Here is a 21,002-nt window from a genome sequence, read left to right as displayed (position 1 = left end):
ATTTCAATGCGAACAAGAAAAGCGGTGGCTATTGGCCACCGCTTTTTCTTGTTTTGCTGCCATTTAGAACTTATATTTCACGGCCAGAAGGACGGTACGTTGGGTGTATTTAGCGTCCGTGATGCCGCGGTTTGCGTTTGGAACTTGTGAGGTGAAGTTTGTTTTATCGTTTGTCACCAGTTTTAAGGTCACCAGGTCGCTCGTGCTGAAGCCGGGTAACGGATGATTGAGAAAGTTGAATGCCGTTCCGCGAAGCTCGATCGCCTGGCTCTCCTTGATGTGGAAGGTCTTGTAAATGCCAAGGTCTGAATCGAAGAACGACGGTGTGCTGAGATAAGGAGCCTGCCGAATACCCACTTGACCAATCTGCGGAGCAGAAAAGCAATCCAAATTGACGTGCTGATACGTCTTCAGGTTTGCCTTTGGATCGCAGGTAAGAATTGGTAGAACGCTGTTCGCCGTGGTCCCGTAATAGGTAGCGGCCCCGATCGTTTTTGTTGTGACTTTGCCCTGACTATCGGTCGTGTTGTAGTTGATCGTAAGACCGAGATTCTGACTTGTGTTGGCCTGTAGATTTCCGCCTGCCTGCCACGTGGTGGTGCCCGAAAGTGTCCAGCCGTTCACGGCCCCACCGGCGAAGCGATTGCCGTGGATGGGCGATCCCAGGTCAAAGGCATACGAGGTGTTGACGACGTGAGGGCGATCGATGTTGAGAACGCCATAGTTATTGGCGACGTTGAACGCATCGAGTGTGCTGCTTACGATGCCCAATGATTTTGAGTAGGTGTAGTTCGCGTTGAAGGTGGCGTGGCCTCTTTGCCGAATAAGGCTGAACTGCAATCCGTTGTAGTTGGCATAGCCTTGATGAGAGTTCACCGAGATTGCGTTCGATCCGTACCCCTTGGAATAGGGATAGTAGTCGACCGGTGCGGTTTCTGGATCAGCAGGGGCAGGCGCACCTGTAATCGGATCCGGCCTGAAGAGACCGCCCAGCGGGATCTTGTTCTGGTTGACGAGATTTGCCCCACCCACGCCGGAGCCATTGCTCTGACCGCCGAGAAGAATGTTTTGTGTCCGATTCCCCACATAAGCGACTTCCAGCAACATCGCATGAGGAATACGTTGCGAAACTGTCATGTTGTAGGCGTAGGTGACGCCAACCTCATCGTCGTTCTGGTCTGTTGCATAGACGCTCGAAGGAAGTGCGCCAAGGCTAGCGGCGTTCGCGCCGAGTGCGCCGATCTCCTTGAGGGTAATTGCTTGGCCGCTATTTGAATTGAAGGTCTTGACGCCGAGTGCAGTCTGCAACGGGCCGGCATAGTCGTTGTACTGATCGTTCCAGCGATAGGCTGACCAGCCGCCGCGTACTACGGTCGATCCATTGCCGCGGACGTCATAGGCGAGACCGAGGCGAGGCTCAAGAAAGATAGTTTGGACAGGTGACCCACCGATGGGGAGGGTGCTATCGGTAGCATGCCAGTAGACGCCTGGATAAATCTTGCCAGCCGACACGTCGGCAGCATAGCGTTGCGGTTCCCAGACAGCCAGGCCGGTGCCGGAAGCATCCTGCCAGCGACCGAGATGTTCCAGGCGCAGGCCGAGATTGAGGGTCAGACGCGGCTTGATCTTCCAGTTATCCAGGATATAGCCAGCGGCCGTGGTGTAGTACATGTCATCGATGGGGTTCGTGTTGTTCTGAGAAAATCCACTGGTAATTCCCATCAGGAAGTTAGCGAGAGGGTTCGCCGTACCTATTTGTAATCCGGTGATCTGATCTTGCTTCACACCGCTGGCATAAGAAAGAGAGCCGTTCGTATAGCCGTAGGTTCCTTGCTTATTCGCACCTCGGCTCCAGAATCCACCCATCTTGAACGTATGGGTCTTGTAGACGAAAGTGAAGTCATCAGACACAGATGGCGACTTCTTGATTGAGTTGAACGTGCCTCCCTGCTGGAACAAATCCGGCTGAGAGATATCCGGCAAGGTGCGTGCTCCGGGCGAGTTGATCGAAGGAGCTAATAGCGAGGCCGTGCTGTAAACAGTTCCATACGGATAACCGATAGTGGCGTTGGAAATCGCCTGTAAATTTGCAGCAGAGTAAGGATTGTCCAGCCAGCCCGCAGAGATACGTAATTCGTTCGTCGCTGCAGATGAGAAGACGTGAATATAGCTGCCGCTCAAAACGTGTGAGTGGACGGGGCTGATCAAAGGGCCGCCTGGATAAGCCACGGCATTGCCTGGGTTGTAGTAGATGTGCGCAACGGTGGTCTCAGAGTCGCTGCCGTACTGGTAGCTGACGAAAACCTTGTTGCGGTCGTTGATGTTGTAGTCCACGCGACCGCGGTAGATGTAACCATTATGCGTGTTATTTGGTTGAAGAAAGTAGTTGTAGCCGGAAGCGTTGGTTGCTGGATCGACGTTGGCCGCAGGGAAGAGCTTGAGGAGTGCGAGAGCTCCGGCATCCATATATTGCGTAGGGATCTGCGTACCAGCGAGGGCCGTTCCGTCCGGAGCGAATCCAGAGAGATTCTGGCAGAAATCATTCCCGGTGCTGGAGCTATTTGCACAGAGAGCGGCATTGGCCGGATCGGCGAGGCTGAAGTTACCGGCGCGCATCGCGGCCGTGGGTACGTAAGAGGTTAGAGGAGCCGATGCTGGAAGATTTTGTCGGAATGATTCAAATCCGGCCCAGAAGATGAGCTTGCGGCTGCGATTGAAACCGGTATGTGGAATGAGGATGGGTCCGCCAATGCTGCCGCCCGGATAGTAGTACGAAGCCTCAGGCCGAGCCGTGGGTGTCGTGCTGTGTTTATCCTGCCAGGTGTTCGCGTTCAGAATGCCGTTGCGTGCATAGAAATAGGCTTGTCCATGATAGTCCGAGGTGCCGGAGCGGCTGATGATGTTGATCACTACAGGACCCTGTGGCGCATCAGCGCCGAAGTTAGAGGTCTGCACTTTGACCTCCTGCGTCATATCCGGGTTCACTGTTGCAATGGAATAGCAGGCGCAGCCCGGATCGATAATGCTCGCGCCATCCAGCAGATAGGCCGTGCCGCCTCGGTAAGGTGCTCCGTTGGTATTGAGTCCGACGCCCACTGCGGAGCCAGAAGATCCCGTATCGCTGAAGTCAAAGCCGGGACCATTTCCCGTGCCGCTCGCGGTCGTAGTCACACCGGGAAGAATCTTCAATAGCTCAGACATATTCCGGCTTTGGATGGGCAGACGGTCAATGTCTTGCGTGGTCAGCAGGGCAGAGCGTTCGCCCGAATCCTCTGGAGCAATCTCGCTCGCACTGCTCTGTACCGTTACGCTCTCGTTCGAGGTACCCACAGCTAGTGCAAGATTCGGCAGGTTGCGTACGTCGCCGGGGTTCACCACGACATCTGCTTGGCGCAGGCTGCGAAAGCCGGGCGCGGAAATATCGACGACATACGTTCCCGGAATGATACCGGCGAAGGTGAAATACCCACTGGTATTCGTTTCCAACTCGCGCTTGTCCTTGCTGGCAACATTGGTGAGAATGACATGAGCATTTGGAACGATAGCGCCGCTGGCGTCCTGTACGTTGCCGGAGAGGCTCGCGGTCGTCTGGGCGAAGACCCTTGGGGAAACTCCGCACACCAGTACAAGCCATGCCAGGAGTGGAAGAACGTACTGCAAGAGCGAAAACCTTTTTCTGAGTTTCATGAAACTGCCTCCTTCATCAAGTGCTGCTTATCTTTGGGTTTTGGCTCTGGTCATCAGACCGCCGGAGCTCCAAGTCGTAGGTTGAGAATGTTTCGGACAAACTGCTGGTTAGGGTGGAAGTGGTCCGAAGCCCGTGACCGTCTTCGCTCCAAATTTGAGGTGCTGGATCATCGACCGACGACCTCCACGATGCTCTGATCCGGCCCGCTCCAGGCCTTTGCGCCGCTCTGTGTCAGCTTGCCCGCGGCATCGTCCCAGTGAAGTTCCGTTAGCCTGGACGCGCCATGCTCATAGGCATACGTCGTTCCGTCGTCGTCGTAGAGCGTGAATCTGCCCTCTGCGCCGGGATACACGCGAACCCTGGCGATGGTCTGCTTGTCCTGTGTGCTTTCCACGACCGAACCGAGAGGCAGGATCGAACCCGCACGAACGAAGAGCGGAATGATATCGATGGGCGCGGAGGCCGTAATCCATTGACCACCCTGCAGCCGTTCATCGGTCCAGAAGTTGTACCAATCGTTGCCCGCCGGGAGGTATACCTTGCGCGTGATCGCGCCCTGCTCGGTCACCGGGGCGACAAGCAGTGCAGGACCGAACATATACTCGTCGCCGATGGTTGCTGTCTGCGGATCGTTTCCAAAGTCCAGAAACAGACCGCGCATGAAGGGCGCACCGGTTTGATTGGCCTCGTAGCCGAGCGAGTAGATGTAGGGCATCAACTGGTAGCGCAGCCGCAGGTATTTCTCCAGAATCGGCTCGGCTTGCTTGCCATAGGTCCATACCTCGTTCTGCGGACGCGATCCGTGCGAACGGAAGTTTGGTTGAAACGCACCGTACTGAAACCAACGTGTATAGAGTTCCGGATAGTCGTCGTAGCCACCGACGTTGTCACGCGCATCGCTTGGATCTAAAAGAGGCGGATGCACAGGCTTGTGCGTGCCGGGCAGGTACTGCCATCCACCGATATCGGTGGACCAGTAGGGCATACCGCTCGCGACAAAATTCAAACCCGTCGGCACCTGCCGCTTCAGCACGTCCCAGGTGGGAGAGATATCGCTCGACCAGAAGATGGCGCCGTTGTGCTGCGCGCCGAGATAACTGTCCCGCGCCAGGAGGAGCGCGCGCTGCTTCGTATCGCGCCGCATTCCGTCGTAGAACGCACTCGTATGGAAGAGTGGATAGACGTTGTAGAACTGCGTGCCGGGGCCTATGTGAAAGTAGCTGCCGTTGGGAGGGAGATCGGGTTCGGTCTCGTCGGCCCAGAAGGCGTCAAAGCCCTTCGTCACATAATTTTCCTTCACTACATTCCAGTACCACTTGGCCGCTTCGGGGTTCGTGGTGTCGATATCGGCGCCCGCCCGGTCATACGGTAGCCCGTTGGTGGGGGTGCCATCAGCAAGATGCATAAACCAGCCGTTCTTTAAGACTGTGGGGTAGTAGCGGCTATCCGGAACAAAGCGCGGCCATACGCTGATCATGGTGTGGAAGTGCAGATCATGCAGTTCGCGATTCATGCCTGTCGGGTCCGGCCACTTCGCCGGATCCATGTCCATCTGTCCCATCTTGGTGTAGTGGAACCAGTCGATGACTAGATCGTCGATGGGCAGATGCCGTTCGCGATAGCCATGCGCCACTCCCAGCAGCTCGGCCTGCGAGGTGTAGCGCTGCTTGCTCTGGATGTAACCGAAGGCGGACTTCGGAGGAATAGGGGTATCGCCGGTCAGCAGGCGATAGCCGCGATAGATTGCGTCGTAGTCGCCCGCGATCACGAAAAAGCTGACCCGCTGTCCGACTTCGCTGGAGAAGGTATTCTCCCCATTGAAGCCGAAGGAAGCCGTCGTCCTCGACGGATTGTCCCAAATCAAGCCATATCCTTTATTGGTCACCAGAAACGGAACACAGACGCTCTGTCCGCTGGGAGCGTTATAGTCGTGTGCGCAGTGCAGTACATGGCCGCGGTGGTCGAGTTCGCCTTCCTGGTTCTGCCCCATGCCGTAGTCGTGCTCGTCGTTGGCAGCGGAGAAACTGGCGCTCACCGTGTAGAACGGGGGATCGGTCGGGCGGCGATCGTAGTTCAGGGCTGCAGTGCCATCCTTATAGTTAGGCTCCGCCATACTCCAGTTCTGTAGATCCACCAGCGACTTCCCGTCGGCAGTCGCGATCTTAAGACCTACCCACGGTACGGTTCCATTAAAGAAGCGGGCAATGTCCCCTTGAGTTCCCGTAGGAGGGTGTTTCGGACCTTGAGGTGCAACACGGACGCTCAGTACGGAGGAATGCATCCCGTCTCCGTCCGGACCGGAACTCTTGCTCCAGTCAGCCTCGGATGCCTTCGCCCGAATTCCAAATCCGGGCGCGGCCACAGCATCGTCGTGCCGAAGGCTTAGGCTGACGCGAACGATGTTCGGAGCATAGGGCTCCACGGAAACTGTCGCTACGTCCCGTTGAAGTACCTGCTGAGCAGGGATTGAGGCGCAAAGCGCCAGAAAGCCAAAACCAACCAATGCGTCCCGAACCGCTCCGCATGCAATCTTTCGAACTCGCAAGCCTGCCTCCACTGTTTCTTTCCTGTCCTGTGCTGGTCTTCGCTACCTATTGCAAGGTTGTTCCCAGGACTTACGCACTAGACGCGTCGTATGAAACGACTTACAAGGTGCGTTACAGTGGTCAACCGGGAGAACCCCTCCTAAGTGGCTGATTTACTTGATTGACCGCGCTTTATCCGAGGGGTAACATACCTTGTTGTGGCTAGAGATCTCATGAACGCGGGCGATATTCACGGCGAAGAGATTCATGTTTTCTCTGCGGGTGATCGAAAGCGCGTCCATGCGGCACTCCATGAACTCATGGCTAGTCCTCCGCTGCGGACGACCCTGCAGTGTCAGCATTTGTTGCAATACATCGTCAACCACACCCTGACCGGAGAAGATGCGCTGTTGCGTGAGCGTGTGATCGGCAAAGAAGTCTTCGGTCGCAAGCCGGACTATGAGCCCGGCGAAGATCCGGTGGTGCGCATCCGCGCTGCAGATCTTCGGAAGCGGCTTGCCCTCTACTATCAGTCGATCCACACGGTGCCGGAGGTGCGCATCGATGTACCGTCAGGGTCGTATCGAGCAGTCTTCACCTGGAAGACAGAGGATGCCGGGGTGGAATCGCATCCGCATTTCGTTTCGCTCGAGGACCCTGCTGTGGTTCCTTCACCGGAGTCATCGACAGAAGTCGGACAAGCGTCGTTGGAGATCTCCGAACCGTTGACCGGTGCTCCTGTTCTTCCTCTGCCCTTGATTCCTGCGGCTTCCCCGGATCCTTCCTTTCGGGGAGGAAGCCGTTGGCCGTGGATTGTTGTCCTTGTGCTGCTGATCGCAGGCACATTCACCGGAGTCAACTGGTATCGCGGTCGCGCTGACCGCATGTTGCGTACCTTCTGGACTCCGGTGTTGGACAGCTCCAAACCGGTGTTGATCTCCATCGGAAGCAATGCCGTCTATCGCGTCTCCGACGACAAGGCGGACGAGTACAGCAGGCAGAATCACATTGAAAATTCAGGGATGGAGTTTTTCCCGAAGTTTGATCCGGGACAAAGCTTCGCCTCTACCGGCCTCTATCCCGCTGGTGACAGCTTCGTCGCACTTGGGGATGTCGCCTCGGTGGCTGAGACCGTGTCCATGCTTGCGCACTTCACCAAGACCTTTCAGGAACGCTTTCCCAACGACATCTCCTTCGCCGAGGTGCGCAATAATCCCACGGTCCTGATCGGTGGCTTCAACAATCCGATGACCCGTGAGTTAACACGCAACTTCCGCTTTGTGCTGGCCTCGCGTAACCGGATCGAGGATCGAAATCAGCCGGGAAAGGCGTGGGTGCTGCACGCCTCCAGCGACTCGCACGATACCGAAGACTACGCTATCGTGACGCGGGTTCTGCGTCATGAAGAGGATGAACCTCTGGTGAGCGTAGCCGGTATGGGCCAATACGGAACTCTGGCAGCGACCAATTTTGTCTGCAAGCCGGAAAGTCTGCAGCAACTGGGGGCCAATCTGGGCAAGGACTGGCAACGGCATAACTTCCAGATCGTACTTCGCATTAAGATCATCGACTTCAAGCCGGTCTCCACGTCTATCATCGCTACACATACCTGGTAGGCTGGCGCACGATCCGCTGGTCTGCCAGGAACGTTTGCGAACAGGCCAACCTCTTGAAATTTTGTTTTGTGCTTCCAGCGCTCGCGCTTTTCTTTTCTCTTTCGTCGCCAGCCCAAACCGGAGCTTCGGATAGCCTACCTCGCATCGACCGCAGCGGTGCTCATCCGGCGCTCATCGTGGATGGCGCGCCTTTCCTCATGCTCGGCGCGCAGATGAACAACTCTTCCGCCTGGCCTGCGACGATGCCAGCGGTCTGGTCCACGATGGACAAACTCGGCGTTAACACAGTGGAGGCACCTATCTACTGGGAAACCTTCGAGCCGAAAGAGGGAACCTTCGACTTTGCGCCGGTCGATATGCTGCTGACGCAGGCGCGCATTCACCAAAAACATCTTGTCCTGCTCTGGTTCGGTACTTGGAAGAACGGCAGCCCCGGCTATACGCCGGAGTGGGTCAAGCGCGATGGAACGCGGTTTCCTCTGGCACGCAAAGAGGATGGCACGGCTCTCTTTTCCCTCTCGCCCTTTGCCGAGGCGACCCTGACGTCCGACCGCAAGGCCTTCATCGCTTTAATGCAGCACCTGAAGACCTCGGACACAGAGCACACCGTGCTGATGGTGCAGGTTGAAAACGAAGCAGGCCTATGGGGAGCCATGCGAGACCATTCGCCCGCTGCGAACCGCATCTTTTCGCAACCTGTTCCACGCAACGTCCTTGAAGCGATGGGGAAGGCGCAGGCTCACGGCAATTGGAGTGAAGTCTTTGGCACGGATGCGGATGAGTTCTTCTCCGCCTGGGCCATCGCGCGGCACATTCAGCAGATCGCTATGGCTGGTAAGGCTATCTACCCTTTGCCGATGTATGTAAATGCAGCGCTGCGCGACCCGATCCATCCGGGAGGTCCGCTTTCTTTTGAAAGTGGCGGTCCGACTTTCGATGTTCTGCCTCTCTGGCATGCCGTTGCGCCGGCTTTGGACGGTCTTGCACCAGACATCTATCTGCCCGAGTATGACAAGTACATGGCAGTGCTGCAGCAGTATGCTCTGCCCTGGAACGCCTTCTTTATTCCGGAAACAGGGAACAGCGCCGTATATGCGCATTACTTTTTCGCGGCACTGGGCAAGGGTGCGTTCGGCTGGTCGCCCTTCGGTATGGACGCGACGGGCTACGTTAACTATCCGCTGGGCGCGGCACGCATTGACGACGAAGCACTCCAGCCCTATGTTCTTAATTACACTGCGGTCGCGTCCATCACGAGGGAACTCGCCGCGTGGATACGCAACGACCAGGTACGCGGGGTCGCGGAGGCGCCTGAGAAGCATGCGGAGGATGTTCTGTTCTCTACTCTCAAGAGTGTGGTTCCTCACTGGAAGGCGACGGTGTCCTTTGGCTTGCCAACCTTCTGGTCGGATAAACCGGCTCCAGGCAATCCAAAGCTGCAGGGTGAGGCGCTGCTGGTGGAACTTGGTCCGGATGAGTTTCTGGTGACTGGGGCACATTGCCGCATCGATTTTTCTGCGCTCACAAACGCAGCTGCAAAACAGCGCATGTGGATCACAGTCGAAGAGGGCTCCTATGTTCACGGCGAGTGGCAGCGAACACGTCTTTGGAACGGCGATCAGACCGACTATGGTCTAAACTTTACCGACGTTCCGCAGCTGCTTCGTGTTCGTCTGGCCGCTTACTAAAAACAATTTTCAGAGCAAGGAGCTGCATCATGAAGGCTTCACGTCATTTTTCGTTCATCCACTTTGGAGTGCTCCTTCTTCTCGCTGCCTCTTATGCGATCGCCGAGGAAAAGCGAACTCCAACGGAAGACGATATCCCCTATGGCGCCGCTGGAGGACAGGTTCTCACGATGGATTATTACGCTCCAAAGGGAGCAGGACCGCATCCGATTGCCATCATCATTCATGGCGGAGGCTACGTTGGGGGCACTAGTAAAAACGGCAGCGAGGCGTACTGCGCGGACTTTCTGGCGCCTGCAGGCTACGTTGTCTTCTCCATAAACTATCGGCTGGCACCGAAGTATCCCTATCCCGATATGGTGGAAGATGTCGAGCGGGCCGTCCGCTATATTCGTCACAACGCGAAGCGTTGGGATGCAGATCCCGGCAAAATCGCTCTTGTTGGAGGTTCTGCCGGAGGGTTCCTCAGCAACATGGTTGGTCTGCTCAACGCACCGGGGAATTCTTCCGCGCTGGATCCTGTTGATCGCGAGAGTGCCAAGGTGCAGGCGGTCGTCACTCTCTTTGCGCAGAGCAGCTTCGCTACCGTGCCCCTTAACCCAAACACTCATGCCCTACTTGATCTTCTTATTCAGGCGAAGGGCGAAGAAACGGCTCTCAAAGAAGCGTCGCCCATTACGTATGTTTCGAAGAATGCTCCGCCGTTCCTTCAGATCCTCGGAGATAAGGATGAGTACATTCCTTACTCCGAAGCCACCAATCTGGACGCAGCCCTGAAAAAAGAGGGCGTCAGCAGTCAGATTATTCGTATTCCGAACGGCATGCATGCAACCGGCGGTTGGTACAAAGTTCCCGACGTGCCAGATTGGGAGTCACAGATGACACTCTGGCTCAACGGAAAGCTCGGCCACACAGGGCCGGTCGGCGAAGGCATCCGGAGACGCGAACCCATCCAGACTCTGGCAAGATAACCTGAGCCGGCGCCTGCACAGGGAGATCACGGAGAATTTTATGAAGAAGACTATTTGGGCTGGCCTGCTTCTCTGCATCGTGACGAGCGTCATCCCCGCTGTCTCGCAGGTCAAAATGACCAGGGAGCAGATGACGTTCTACACCGCCGACTGGAAGGGAGAGCGATTTCCGGATGGGCGTCCGAAGATTCCCGACGATCTGCTCAAGCGTGCTCTCGATGTCTCGATCGAGGATGTCTGGGACTTCCTGCAAGGCGAGGGCTATCGGAGCCAGTTCGAGAGTGGATGGAAGGCTCTCCATCCGGAGAAGGCCTTCGCCGGTCGCGCCCTCACCGCCCAGTACATGCCGCTGCGACCGGACATGGCCAAAGCCATCGCTGCCGAAGGCAAGGCAGAGCATCGCTCCAGCTACAACAACAGCTGGCCCATCGCGGAACTTCAGCTTGGCGATGTTTATGTCGCCGATGGCTTCGGCAAGATTGTCGAAGGTACATTGATCGGCTCGAATCTGGGCAGCGGGATTGCCGCGCATACGCATACGGGTTTCGTCTTCGATGCCGGCATTCGCGATGCAGAGGAGAACCGCGAGATTGAAAACTTCAACGGTCTTTATCGTGGATACGATCCCTCAGCCTGGGCCGATATGATCCTCACATCGATCAATGCGCCGATTCGTATCGGCCGCGCCATCGTGCTTCCAGGAGATCTCGTCCTCGCAAAGACAGATGGTGTTGTCTTCATTCCAGCGATTCTCGCGGAGCAGGCGATTTCGTCCGCGGAGTTTACCAGCCTGGAGGATGCCTTCAACTTCGAACTCAACAAATCCGGAAAGAACGGTGGAGAGTTCGAAGGCGGCTGGACACCACGGAAGTATGACGCACTTGCCGCCTGGATCGACGCGCATCCTGAAAAGCTCAAGATGCCCCGCGCGGAGTTTAACGCGCTTCTGGAAGAGAAAAAGGAACCCAAAAAACGCTGAGTTGGCCTTATAAACACTTCCTTACAGTGGAGGGATGAGAATCCGGCTTGGTTGCTCCCTTGGCGCGTAGTATGGCAGTACTCACCCGAGTGGTGCTGGAGTGCTCATGCAGAAGGCCAGGCAGGATGGCCGTGCGCTTGAAATGGCTTTGAGCGCGATGCCTGTTGCGATCTCATGGGCGACACTCGCCGACCAGAAAATTATCTTCATGAACCGGAAGTTCACCGAGACCTTTGGCTATGAGGTCGGAGACTTCGCCAATATTTCCGAGTGGATTGAGAAGACTTATCCGTTTTTAGAAGATCGGGCGCTAGTAGAAGAGAAATGGGGCGCATCCTTTGTTTTGCCTGGCGCGCTTGAAGCGAACATTGACCCCATAGAGATCCGAATCCTCTGTAAAGATGGCACGCTAAAAACGATTCTGAATAGTGGCGTGATCCTTCCCGAAACGGGTTGGGCCCTCGCCACTTTTGTAGATATCAGCGAACGCAAGCGCGACGAAGTCCTGATCCAGTTGGCTGCGCAACGAGCGCGTGAAAATCAGGCGATCTATCACTTGCTGCTCGACCGCTCGCCGGAGATGATCCTGCTCGCCCCGTTCGATGAGTCTCGTCGCTTTGTCTCCCCGGCCGTACAAAAGGTTACAGGCTTTTCCCCCGCAGAGTACCTTGCCCTAAGGGGACTGGAGATGGTCCATGTGGACGATCATCCACGGGCAATGCGTGTAATTGAGGGCCTGAAGAATGGAGAGCTCTCACAAGTCTTTCGCTATCGTGCCCTGCAAAAGGACGGCGGCTATTGCTGGGTGGAGGCGATCGTGACAGGGTACGTGGATCCTGGTTCTCAGCGGACTGCGGGCTACGTGGCTACCGTCCGTGACATTACGGAGCAGAAGGAACGGGAAGAGCTTCTTGCCTCTCATTATCTCCAGTTAGCCGAGGAAGCCTCCCTGGATGAACTCACAGGGATAGCGAACCGCCGTTCTTTCAATCGAACTTTTCATCTCGAGGCGCTTCGCCAGACGCGTTCTTCCAGCGCTCTCGCCGTGATGCTGGTGGATGTGGATTACTTCAAGCAGTACAACGATCTCTATGGCCACTTGCCAGGGGACGCGTGCCTTAAGAAGATTGCGGAGACGCTCAAGCAGCTTCTCCGCCGTGATAGCGATCTCGTGGCGCGTTTTGGAGGAGAAGAGTTTGTCGTTCTAGTGCCGATGACCGACCCCGCCGGGGCTGAAGTGATCGCACGCAATATTCTGCAAGCCGTAGCCGATCTGGGTATCCCTCACGAAGCGAATCCGGGCGGAGTCGTGACGGTCAGCGTCGGTGTGGCTTGCTGGTCTCGCGGCTTTCCGTTGGATCAGGTTCTGCTTCTCGAACAGGCGGATCGCGCGCTCTATCAGGCGAAAGAAGCTGGACGAAATGGATATTTTCTTATCGAAGGGAAGCCACCTTCTTCATAGTTGCGTTTGCTGCGGAACCAAATTCTGTCTGTACCAATATGGAAAAGACGACAGCATAAGGAACTTTCGAATCTCCAGGGACGTCTGAGGTGGTGAGAGTACGTCCCCAAGAGGTTTGTTCTGCATGGCGGCACCAAAACTTGCTGATATCGCGAAACGCGCTGGAGTTTCAATCGCCGCGGTATCGATCGCACTCAATAACCGGGACACGAAGCGGGTCAGTGAGGCCAAGCGCAACGAGATCCGAAAGATCGCAGAGGAACTCAACTACGTCCCCAATGAATTAGCGAAGGCTCTGGCGGAGCGACGGACACGGTTGTTGGGATTGATGGTTCCATTACGGGACCCGATCTTCTTCAACCACTTTATTGCCCAGATGCTTAGCGGGATTCAAACTACCTTAATGCGTCGCGGGTACAACCTGCTTCTGTACTCCCCGTCGGGAAAGCCAGGACGCTCGACTCGCGATCAGATTTTGGAGAGCCGCTTCACGGATGGGTTGATTTTCGTCAATACCCGCTTCTGTTCGGTGCGCAACATTGCTGAGACGATCCAGGAACTCGATGCTGCGAAGATCAAGTTTGCCATGATCAACTCCTACTATGGCCACGCGCCGGTGAACTATGTCGGTGTCGACGATCCAGCCATCGGCGAAGCTGCGGTGAACTACCTTGTACAGGGGAAGCATCGGCGCATTGCTTTCCTTAGCGGTTCAGGAAAGCTGCCGACGCATATTCATCTGCTTCAAGGTATCCGTCGTGCTATGACCGCGCATGGGTTGGAACTGCCGACAGAGCGCATCGGCTGTTCGGAGTATGACGAGGTCACAGCTTTCACTATTCTCGACCGATGGTTCGCCAACAAGCGGACCGCGCCCACGGCAATCTTCTGTGCGGACGATCAATTGCTCATGCATCTGTACGACTATGTCGAGATACGGGGAAAGAAGATTCCGGAGGATGTCGCGGTGCTCGGTCGTGGGAACGCCGGATTAATGTCCTTGCTCCGACCTAGACCCACCGCTTTCCACATTCCAACGTTCGAGATGGGAGAAGTGGCGGCCGAGATATTAATCGATTCGATTGAGAAGCCGGAACAGAAGCGACAACGCGTGCTGCTTGCATCTCAGCTTCATCCCGGCGATACGGCTTAGATTCCTTAGACCGCTGGGATTTTTTTTATAAGGCGAGCCTCACCCATCCGCATCAGAAACACATAAAGAAGGCTGGATAAAAAGAAACCGACAAACCAGGCGTAATCAAAGAGTGGGCGTAACGCTGGAATGGCCAGACCGATCAGAGCAGCGAATACTCCCACAACCAGAGCAATAACAGCTCGTGGATTGAAGCCCTGCGTATACTCATACGGTCCGTGGCGATGATAGAGAGACTGAAGGTCCAGGTTGGTCTTGCGTATAAAGAAATAGTCTGCGACCATGATGCCGGCAACAGGCCCGAGCAGTCCGGAGTAGCCCACCAGCCAACCGATGTAGTTCGTATGGCTTGCCATCAACTTCCAAGGCTGCATTGCCAGACCGAGGACACCGGTGATCAATCCGCCCATGCGAAAGCTGATGAGACGGGGCGCAAGGTTCGAAAAATCATTGGAAGCCCCGACCACATTCGCGCCGATATTTACGTTCAGCGTTGCAATCAAAATGCTGATCAGCGCAACGAACGCCAGCACCGGTTGATGGAAGCGGCCCAGCATCGTAATCGGATTCCAGATCGGCTCGCCAAAGACCACGGTTGAGGCGGACGTACACCCAATCCCGATAAAGCTATATAGAGTCATCGCTACCGGCAGACCGAAGGCCTGTCCGAAGATCTGCGAGTCCTGCGATTTGGCGAACCGCGTGAAGTCGGGGATGTTCAGCGACAGTGTAGCCCAGTTTCCTACCATGCCGGTCAACGCGATGAAGAAGAAGTGCAGAAATGCAGCGTTGGAAGAGAAGCGGCTGGGCGCATGCAGTATCGGGCCAAAACCGCCAGCCTTGTGCGTCATGAACATCAGCAGGACCAGCGACATCACCAGCAGGAAGGGAGCGGAGTAGCCCTGCAGAAAACGAATCGACTCAAGCCCGCGCCAGATCACCAGCATGTTCAACAGCCAGAAGCCGAAGAAGCAGATCCAGATCAGCGAAGGGTTCGCCAGCGTACTGGGCCAGATCACGTTGATGATCGCCGCAATGGATTGGCCGCCAATCCAGGACTGGATCCCAAACCACCCACACGCTACCAGCGCGCGCAGCATCGCAGGGATATTCGCGCCTCGCGTTCCGAAACTGGATCGAACAAAAACAGGGAAGGGAATGCCGTACTTCGCTCCCGCATGCGCGTTCAGCACCATTGGAATCAGGACGATGAGGTTCCCCAGTAGAATTGTAAAAACTGCCTGCTTCCAGTTCATGCCGCCCGCAATCAGCGAAGACGCGAGCATGAAGGTTGTGACCTCCATCGACATAGAAAACCACAGCGCCACGTAGTTGTACGTGCTCCAGGTCCTTGCGGAAGGCGTGGTTGGTGCAAGGTCGGGATTATAGAGGCTCGGGTGTGAATCAAGGATCGAGCTGGCTCTCTCCCGTGCCGTGGTGAGGACAGGCCTCCGGGGTAACTTCATTGGAAGAGAATACCGAACTGTTGCCGGAAACTTGTCTTCAGGTTGTCTTGGCAGTGTCCCCTTCCGTACAGCCCGAAAGAGCGTTGACGAGGATGTCCGTCCATGACAGAGTATGAAGCTAAATTCTTTATTGCCTTGCGCCTTGCTGGCACGTTTGGAACAATTTCTTCAGATTTCCCCGGAAGTTCAACCTTGTGACAAACCCCGGTTTAACACGAGTATCATCACATCCACGATCATGAGTACGCAGAGAATCAATTTGGAGATATGGAAACCCAGGTCGGAAGCGGATCGAAACACCGTTCTTGCTGAGCTTCAGACCATTCTTGCCAGTTCGCACTTCAGCAACAGCAAACGGTATCCGGCCCTTCTCCGGTATGTCGTGGAAAGCCGACTTGCAGGGAAGTCGGATCAGCTTAAAGAGCGCACCCTCGGCATGGAGGTCTTTCAGCGCCCAGCGGATTACGATACCAGTACCGATACGGTCGTCCGCTACACTGCGGGCGAGGTCCGCAAGCGTCTCGCTATGTATTACCACGAGGACCATCCGGAATCGGTCCTGCAGATCTCTCTTCCCGCAGGTTCCTATGTGCCGGAGTTCATGCGCGTGGTCCCGGAAGACGAGCACGCCGATTCCTCCGCCATCGAGACGGTAGTCATGCCGCCTGCCGAAGCCGCCACCTTCGCAAGTGCCTCGTGGCTGGAGTCAACCTCTCATCCCGTCCCACATGTCCAGCCGGCGCCGGGCAGGCCTTCCTGGAAGATCGCTGCCCTCTCCCTGATCGTCCTTTCTGTGATCCTGTCGATTGCCGCAGTTATGCGCTATCGGGCCACATCGCAGGATCGCGTCCTCACTCAATTCTGGTCTCCTCTGGTGCACGATCCGGCTGGAGTCCTGATCTGCTCCGGGGGGTCCGTGTTCTCGCCTAACAACTACTCCGGCGTTATGACTGCGGGCAAAGGCGTGGAATATCCGTTCATCTCCATGCCGGTTGTCTTTTCCCTCGCTCGTCTCAGCGCACTTCTGGAGCATGGCGGGGCCAAGTATGCCCTGCAGGCCTCGGCTTCAACTCCTCTCACGGACCTTCGCGATCGCTCCGTCATTATGGTGGGGGCGTACAACAACGACTGGTCTCTGAGGCTGGTAGCTCCTTTACGCTTCCACTTTGCTCCGGAGAGTAAGGCTTCCATTGTGGACAGCCAGAGACCGAGTGTTCGCTGGGCACGCGATGCGTCTCTGCCTTACTCCAGCGGAGATGACTATGCGCTCGTCGCTCGCTTCCGGGATCCGACCACGGGAAGCATCGTGCTCGTTCTCGGAGGACTCGGACGCAACGGCACGGAAGCGGCGACGCAGTTTGTTACGACACCCCAGTATCTCCATATGCTCTCGGATCGCGTCGGAAAAAATCTCGGCAATCAGAACATTGAAGTGGTCCTGAAGACCAATGTCATCGAAGGCAAAACCGGCGCCCCTTCGATCCAGGACATCCATACCTGGTAAAAAATCATTACCGTAATTTTGTCATCCCGTAGTGGAGAAGCGATCTCAACAGTCTACGCCTACGGCGTTGCAGGCAGAATATGCAACGCCGCATGAGAGAGTTGGATTTGAACGAGGCTCTCATTCTCTGTTGAGAAATGTCGAGTCACGCATCTGCTCAAGCAACATAGCGTCTATAGCTGTAGGAGCTTGGAGCTATGCTGTTCCTCTGCATCATCATGATTCGATCACTAGAACTCGCACAGCTTGGAGAAGCCACTGCCTTCTATGATTTTCACGGCCTGGACGGCGTTACTCTTCCGGACGCAGCGGCTTTCTTTGAAGGCTGTGTAAGACGCCTGGAAGATCTCCTGATGACTCGGGGACCAATGATCAGCATCATGTTTCCGGCGTATGAGCCGCTGATCTTAGGTCTCACTCTTGCTTGCACCGCGCTGGTGCTCCGTTTTCCTCACCGTGGCAGATCCGTCTCGCATTAAGTCGCGAATAAGCCCGATGGATTGGAATCCATCGGGCTGGAACTCATTACAAAAGTTTAGGACTTAGTCTCGGCGTTGCTTTTCTCCATCGCCTTGTTGATTCGCTTGGAAAGATTCTTCGCGATATCTTTCGTCACGCTGAGACTGTCTGAATCGCCACGGATACTTTTCTTCACTTTATTGTTCAGAAGGGTTTTGCCATTGGCATCGTCCAGTTTGACGTTGAAGGTAACGGAGGTTGTTCCGACAAAATGACCCAAGGGGCCAGTCGAAGTGCGCAGCGTCTGGTTTCCCTTGTTGAAGCCGATGACCGCAATGTGAAGCGTAAGTGTAGTGCAACCAGCGCCAGCTGCTATGTCACCCTCTCTGAAATAGGTTTGATTGGGATTGGACACTTTCAACACACTGAAGAGGTGCTCGTACATCATCACGCGGTACTCGTCAGGCAGGGGCGTTCCGTCGACTCCGATGGGAACCACTCGAATCGAGTTCTCTGTCTTGGGACCATCGGTACACGAGGGAGCAGGAAAAGGCGTCGATGATTTCAGTAGAAGGGAGATCTTCTGTTGGAGCTCCGCTGCGGTCTTTGTGGGTAACATAAAGACCGCGCCGTGATAAGCCGCATGAGGATCACGGAACTCGATGGTGAGCAGGTCCACTTTCTTCTGTGAGGCAAGGCCAGCCATCGATCCGACGCCATAGATCGGAATCTTACGAACTACTTTACCTGTGGTTCCCCAACCGGTGGTGCGCTCTTCTCCCATCGAGACAGATGTGATTCGGTTATAAGCGATGAGGGCGTGTACCTCGGCTGTTGTAAATTCTAAAGCTTCCGGCGTCATCTTTAGGACGCCCTTGATACCTGGCTTCACATCGGGCAGGCCGACCATGTGAATCGCGTTCGCTATTCCGTTATCGCTTGAAGAAGCGGACGGTAGATCTTGTGCCATTGCATATCCTGCAACCAGGAGACATGCGAGTATGGCTGTGTAAATTTTCAGAGATCGTTTTTCTGGCAAAACGTTATCCTTTCGTGCCGCAGTGCATGTTGGGATGTGGCCAAACCAATGTTCCGGATTAGGCGATCGCATTCTCTCGTCAGTCGATCGAATGGCGAATGACTTCGAGGCCAGGAGTAATACCGTCGAAAAAGCATATTTCGCAAAGAAGGTGTGCTGTCCATCAGACGGCGCAGCGAGGTTGTCGATGCGTTTTGATTTGTAGAGAAATGTTGAGAGCGGGGAAGACCTGCTCTTTTGCTTCATTCTTCGCAGCGGAGCTGGACTTTTGGGAGGCAATACATCCATCAGCAACAGAGAAATACAGACCTCGACAGTTCTCGACAACCTTGTTGCGTCTGAAAGAGCGAAAATAGAAGGGTGACAGGACTCAACTCCACAAATTCCGCGCCGCTTTCCCCGCTTCTTCTCATTGATGATGATCAATCTCTTGCGTCTCTGATCGCAGAGTACTGCGCCGAGGCAGGGTTCTCGATCTTCTCCGCCCTATCCGGCGAAGAAGGTATTCGCGTCGCGAAGCAGCATTCTTTCCAGATGATCATTCTCGATGTCATGCTGCCGGGTATCGATGGATTTGATGTACTTCAACGTTTGCGACAATTTTCGACGGTTCCGGTTCTCATGCTCACAACACGTGGGGCCGCCATGGACCGCGTCCGCGGATTGGATGGCGGAGCAGACGACTATCTCGCCAAGCCGTTCCAACCTGAAGAACTGGTCGCACGCATCAAAACCATTCTTCGGAGGTCTTCCCCCAAAGAGATGTGCTCGAAGTATGTGGTGGGTGACTTAGAAATAGATGAGGTCGCGAGATCCGTTAAGCGAAAGGGAATCGTCCTGGAACTCACGGGTGCGGAGTTCCATCTTCTGAAGTTGTTGCTCAGTCAGCCGGGAGAGCCTATGCCGCGCGAAGAACTGATTCCACGAATCTTCGGTCGAGAACCGGGCAGTCTGGACCGAAGCATCGATAACCTGGTCAACAATCTTAGGAAGAAGCTCGGCGAGCATGCCGAGGGCAAGGAACGCATCAAGAGCATCCGCAACGTTGGATATAGTTATGTGCTTTGTGATGGCGGATCGGCACTATCTTGAGAATCTTTTTTCGTATCCTGGCGACATTCTGGTTGGTGATCTTCACCGGTGTGGCCTTGGTCTACTTCGTGCCGTCGGTCACGCTACCAAATGCCATAGAGAATCTGAGGTCACTACCTTTTTCGAAGCTGGAAGAATGCGCTAAAAAAGCTGCGGAAGAACATGCGCACGGAACGAAAGTTCAGAAGCCAGCTTCTGATTGCTTTGAAGGAAGACTCCTTCCTGCAGGGCCTGCTCCGGCTACGGATGTCCAGGGGAGAGCGCTCACCAGGGAAGAGATAGCACTTGTACAGAAGGCTCAGGGGCGAAACGAAACGGCGTTCCTCGGACTTCCGGATCGGACAGTGATTGCGTTGCGATCCAATCCTGCCGCCGCGAATTCTTCCATGTTCCTGGCTACTGTGCCACTGCGGCACGGCCGCTTTGCGATATGGTCTTTTCGCCGATTGTCTCGTCCCATTTTTCTTTCGGGTCTGATTTCGTTTCTGCTCGCTGCATACTTTGTTCGACCGATTACGCGACTGAGTGAGGTTGCCGATCAATTCGGCTCAGGCGATCTCAAAGTGCGAGTGGCGGGGCGCTTAGCAAAGCGTAGAGATGAACTGGGAGATCTGGGACGGGGCTTCAATCAGATGGCGTCCCGCATTGAGATTCTGGTGACGCGCCAAAGATCTTTTCTCGCCCATGCATCGCACGAACTCGGGTCTCCACTTACGCGGCTGAACATCGCTCTTGCCCTCGCAAAACGTAAGGCCGGGGTCTCGCTTGTCCCAGAGCTCAATCGTATTGAGCAGGAAGCCAACCGGCTCAACGGCCTTGTGCAGGAGTTGCTGCTCCTCGCTCGCCTGGAAAGCGGTAATGAGCTGGACCGAAACCCCGCGGTCTTCGACGTTTTAGCTCTAGTGGAGGAGGCGAAAGACAATGCGGAGTTTGAAGCAAAGCAGATCGGAAAGTCGGTGATCTCGCTCCGGGCCGACTCCTTCCATGTCGCCGGCTATCCAGACCTCTTGCTCCGTGCGCTCGATAACGTCTTGCGTAACGGTCTGCGCTTTGCGCGAGCCAACGGAGAAGTTCAGATCGATTGTTACCCGAAGCCCGATGGTTCGGCCGGCGTTATCCATATTCAAGACGATGGTCCTGGTATTCCTCTTGGAACGGAAGAGTCCATCTTTGAACCGTTCGTGACTCTGTCTCCCTCAGGAACAGATCCCGCGTTGAACGGCTCAGGCCTGGGTCTTGCCATCACACGACAGGCAGTACTGTCCAATGGAGGAACGGTGAAGGCGCTGTCTGTCCTCGGTACAGGTCTCACCGTTGTCATTGAACTTCCGCTCCATCCATCCTAAGCACATGACATGAC

At 55.4% G+C, this 21,002-nt stretch carries 14 protein-coding genes; 10 read left to right on the top strand and 4 right to left on the bottom strand.

The genetic code is table 11. The features are described 5' to 3' along the window. Positions 1 to 63: 63 nt before the first annotated feature. Positions 64 to 3,687, bottom strand: a complete 3,624-nt coding sequence (locus ACIPR4_RS12040) for an outer membrane beta-barrel protein (protein WP_013568937.1) — start codon at positions 3,685 to 3,687, stop codon at positions 64 to 66. Between the two features lie 167 nt (positions 3,688 to 3,854). Next, the gene (locus ACIPR4_RS12035) at positions 3,855 to 6,233 is read right to left on the bottom strand and encodes a glycoside hydrolase family 31 protein (protein WP_013568936.1); all 2,379 of its coding nucleotides are present in this window, start codon (positions 6,231 to 6,233) and stop codon (positions 3,855 to 3,857) included. Between the two features lie 213 nt (positions 6,234 to 6,446). Between ACIPR4_RS12035 and ACIPR4_RS12030 the strand changes: the two genes are divergently transcribed. From ACIPR4_RS12030 to ACIPR4_RS12005, 6 genes are all read left to right on the top strand, one after another. Next, positions 6,447 to 7,829 carry a hypothetical protein gene (locus ACIPR4_RS12030; RefSeq protein ID WP_013568935.1) on the top strand — a complete coding sequence of 461 codons (1,383 nt, stop codon included), beginning with the start codon at positions 6,447 to 6,449 and terminating at the stop codon, positions 7,827 to 7,829. Between the two features lie 53 nt (positions 7,830 to 7,882). Further along, positions 7,883 to 9,517: a DUF5597 domain-containing protein gene (locus ACIPR4_RS12025; protein WP_013568934.1), complete on the top strand. Its 1,635-nt coding sequence runs from the start codon at positions 7,883 to 7,885 to the stop codon at positions 9,515 to 9,517. A 29-nt stretch (positions 9,518 to 9,546) separates the two neighbouring features. Continuing rightward, positions 9,547 to 10,488: an alpha/beta hydrolase gene (locus ACIPR4_RS12020; protein ID WP_013568933.1), complete on the top strand. Its 942-nt coding sequence runs from the start codon at positions 9,547 to 9,549 to the stop codon at positions 10,486 to 10,488. A 40-nt stretch (positions 10,489 to 10,528) separates the two neighbouring features. Beyond that, positions 10,529 to 11,467, top strand: coding sequence for an RraA family protein (locus tag ACIPR4_RS12015; protein WP_013568932.1), 939 nt, complete (start codon positions 10,529 to 10,531; stop codon positions 11,465 to 11,467). Between the two features lie 106 nt (positions 11,468 to 11,573). Further along, entirely contained in the window at positions 11,574 to 12,929 is a 1,356-nt protein-coding gene (locus ACIPR4_RS12010; RefSeq protein ID WP_013568931.1) for a diguanylate cyclase domain-containing protein, read from the top strand. A 124-nt stretch (positions 12,930 to 13,053) separates the two neighbouring features. After that, a complete protein-coding gene (locus ACIPR4_RS12005) occupies positions 13,054 to 14,082 on the top strand; it encodes a LacI family DNA-binding transcriptional regulator (RefSeq protein WP_013568930.1) in 1,029 nt (342 codons plus the stop codon). 5 nt (positions 14,083 to 14,087) lie between these two features. Here the strand turns inward: ACIPR4_RS12005 and ACIPR4_RS12000 are convergent, their stop codons facing one another. Further along, the gene (locus ACIPR4_RS12000) at positions 14,088 to 15,548 is read right to left on the bottom strand and encodes an NCS1 family nucleobase:cation symporter-1 (RefSeq protein ID WP_013568929.1); all 1,461 of its coding nucleotides are present in this window, start codon (positions 15,546 to 15,548) and stop codon (positions 14,088 to 14,090) included. A gap of 238 nt (positions 15,549 to 15,786) precedes the next feature. Between ACIPR4_RS12000 and ACIPR4_RS11995 the strand changes: the two genes are divergently transcribed. Together ACIPR4_RS11995 and ACIPR4_RS11990 are read left to right on the top strand one after the other, a co-directional pair. Continuing rightward, positions 15,787 to 17,052: a hypothetical protein gene (locus ACIPR4_RS11995; RefSeq protein WP_013568928.1), complete on the top strand. Its 1,266-nt coding sequence runs from the start codon at positions 15,787 to 15,789 to the stop codon at positions 17,050 to 17,052. 218 nt (positions 17,053 to 17,270) lie between these two features. Continuing rightward, the gene (locus ACIPR4_RS11990; RefSeq protein ID WP_144312413.1) at positions 17,271 to 17,531 is read left to right on the top strand and encodes a hypothetical protein; all 261 of its coding nucleotides are present in this window, start codon (positions 17,271 to 17,273) and stop codon (positions 17,529 to 17,531) included. A gap of 56 nt (positions 17,532 to 17,587) precedes the next feature. Here ACIPR4_RS11990 and ACIPR4_RS22750 read toward each other — a convergent pair whose 3' ends face one another. After that, complete coding sequence (locus tag ACIPR4_RS22750) at positions 17,588 to 18,976, bottom strand: hypothetical protein (RefSeq protein WP_187290308.1); 1,389 nt, start codon at positions 18,974 to 18,976, stop codon at positions 17,588 to 17,590. Between ACIPR4_RS22750 and ACIPR4_RS11980 the strand changes: the two genes are divergently transcribed. Both ACIPR4_RS11980 and ACIPR4_RS11975 read left to right on the top strand, forming a co-directional pair. After that, the gene (locus ACIPR4_RS11980; RefSeq protein ID WP_013568925.1) at positions 18,911 to 19,642 is read left to right on the top strand and encodes a response regulator transcription factor; all 732 of its coding nucleotides are present in this window, start codon (positions 18,911 to 18,913) and stop codon (positions 19,640 to 19,642) included. The genes ACIPR4_RS22750 and ACIPR4_RS11980 overlap by 66 nt on opposite strands. Before the next feature lie 386 nt (positions 19,643 to 20,028). After that, positions 20,029 to 20,988 (top strand): ATP-binding protein, encoded by a 960-nt coding sequence (locus tag ACIPR4_RS11975; RefSeq protein ID WP_144312412.1) that lies wholly within the window; start codon positions 20,029 to 20,031, stop codon positions 20,986 to 20,988. Positions 20,989 to 21,002 lie beyond the last annotated feature (14 nt).

It is taken from the genome of Terriglobus saanensis SP1PR4 (assembly GCF_000179915.2).
Lineage (GTDB): Bacteria > Acidobacteriota > Terriglobia > Terriglobales > Acidobacteriaceae > Terriglobus > Terriglobus saanensis.
This window is presented reverse-complemented; position numbering and strand designations above follow the sequence as displayed.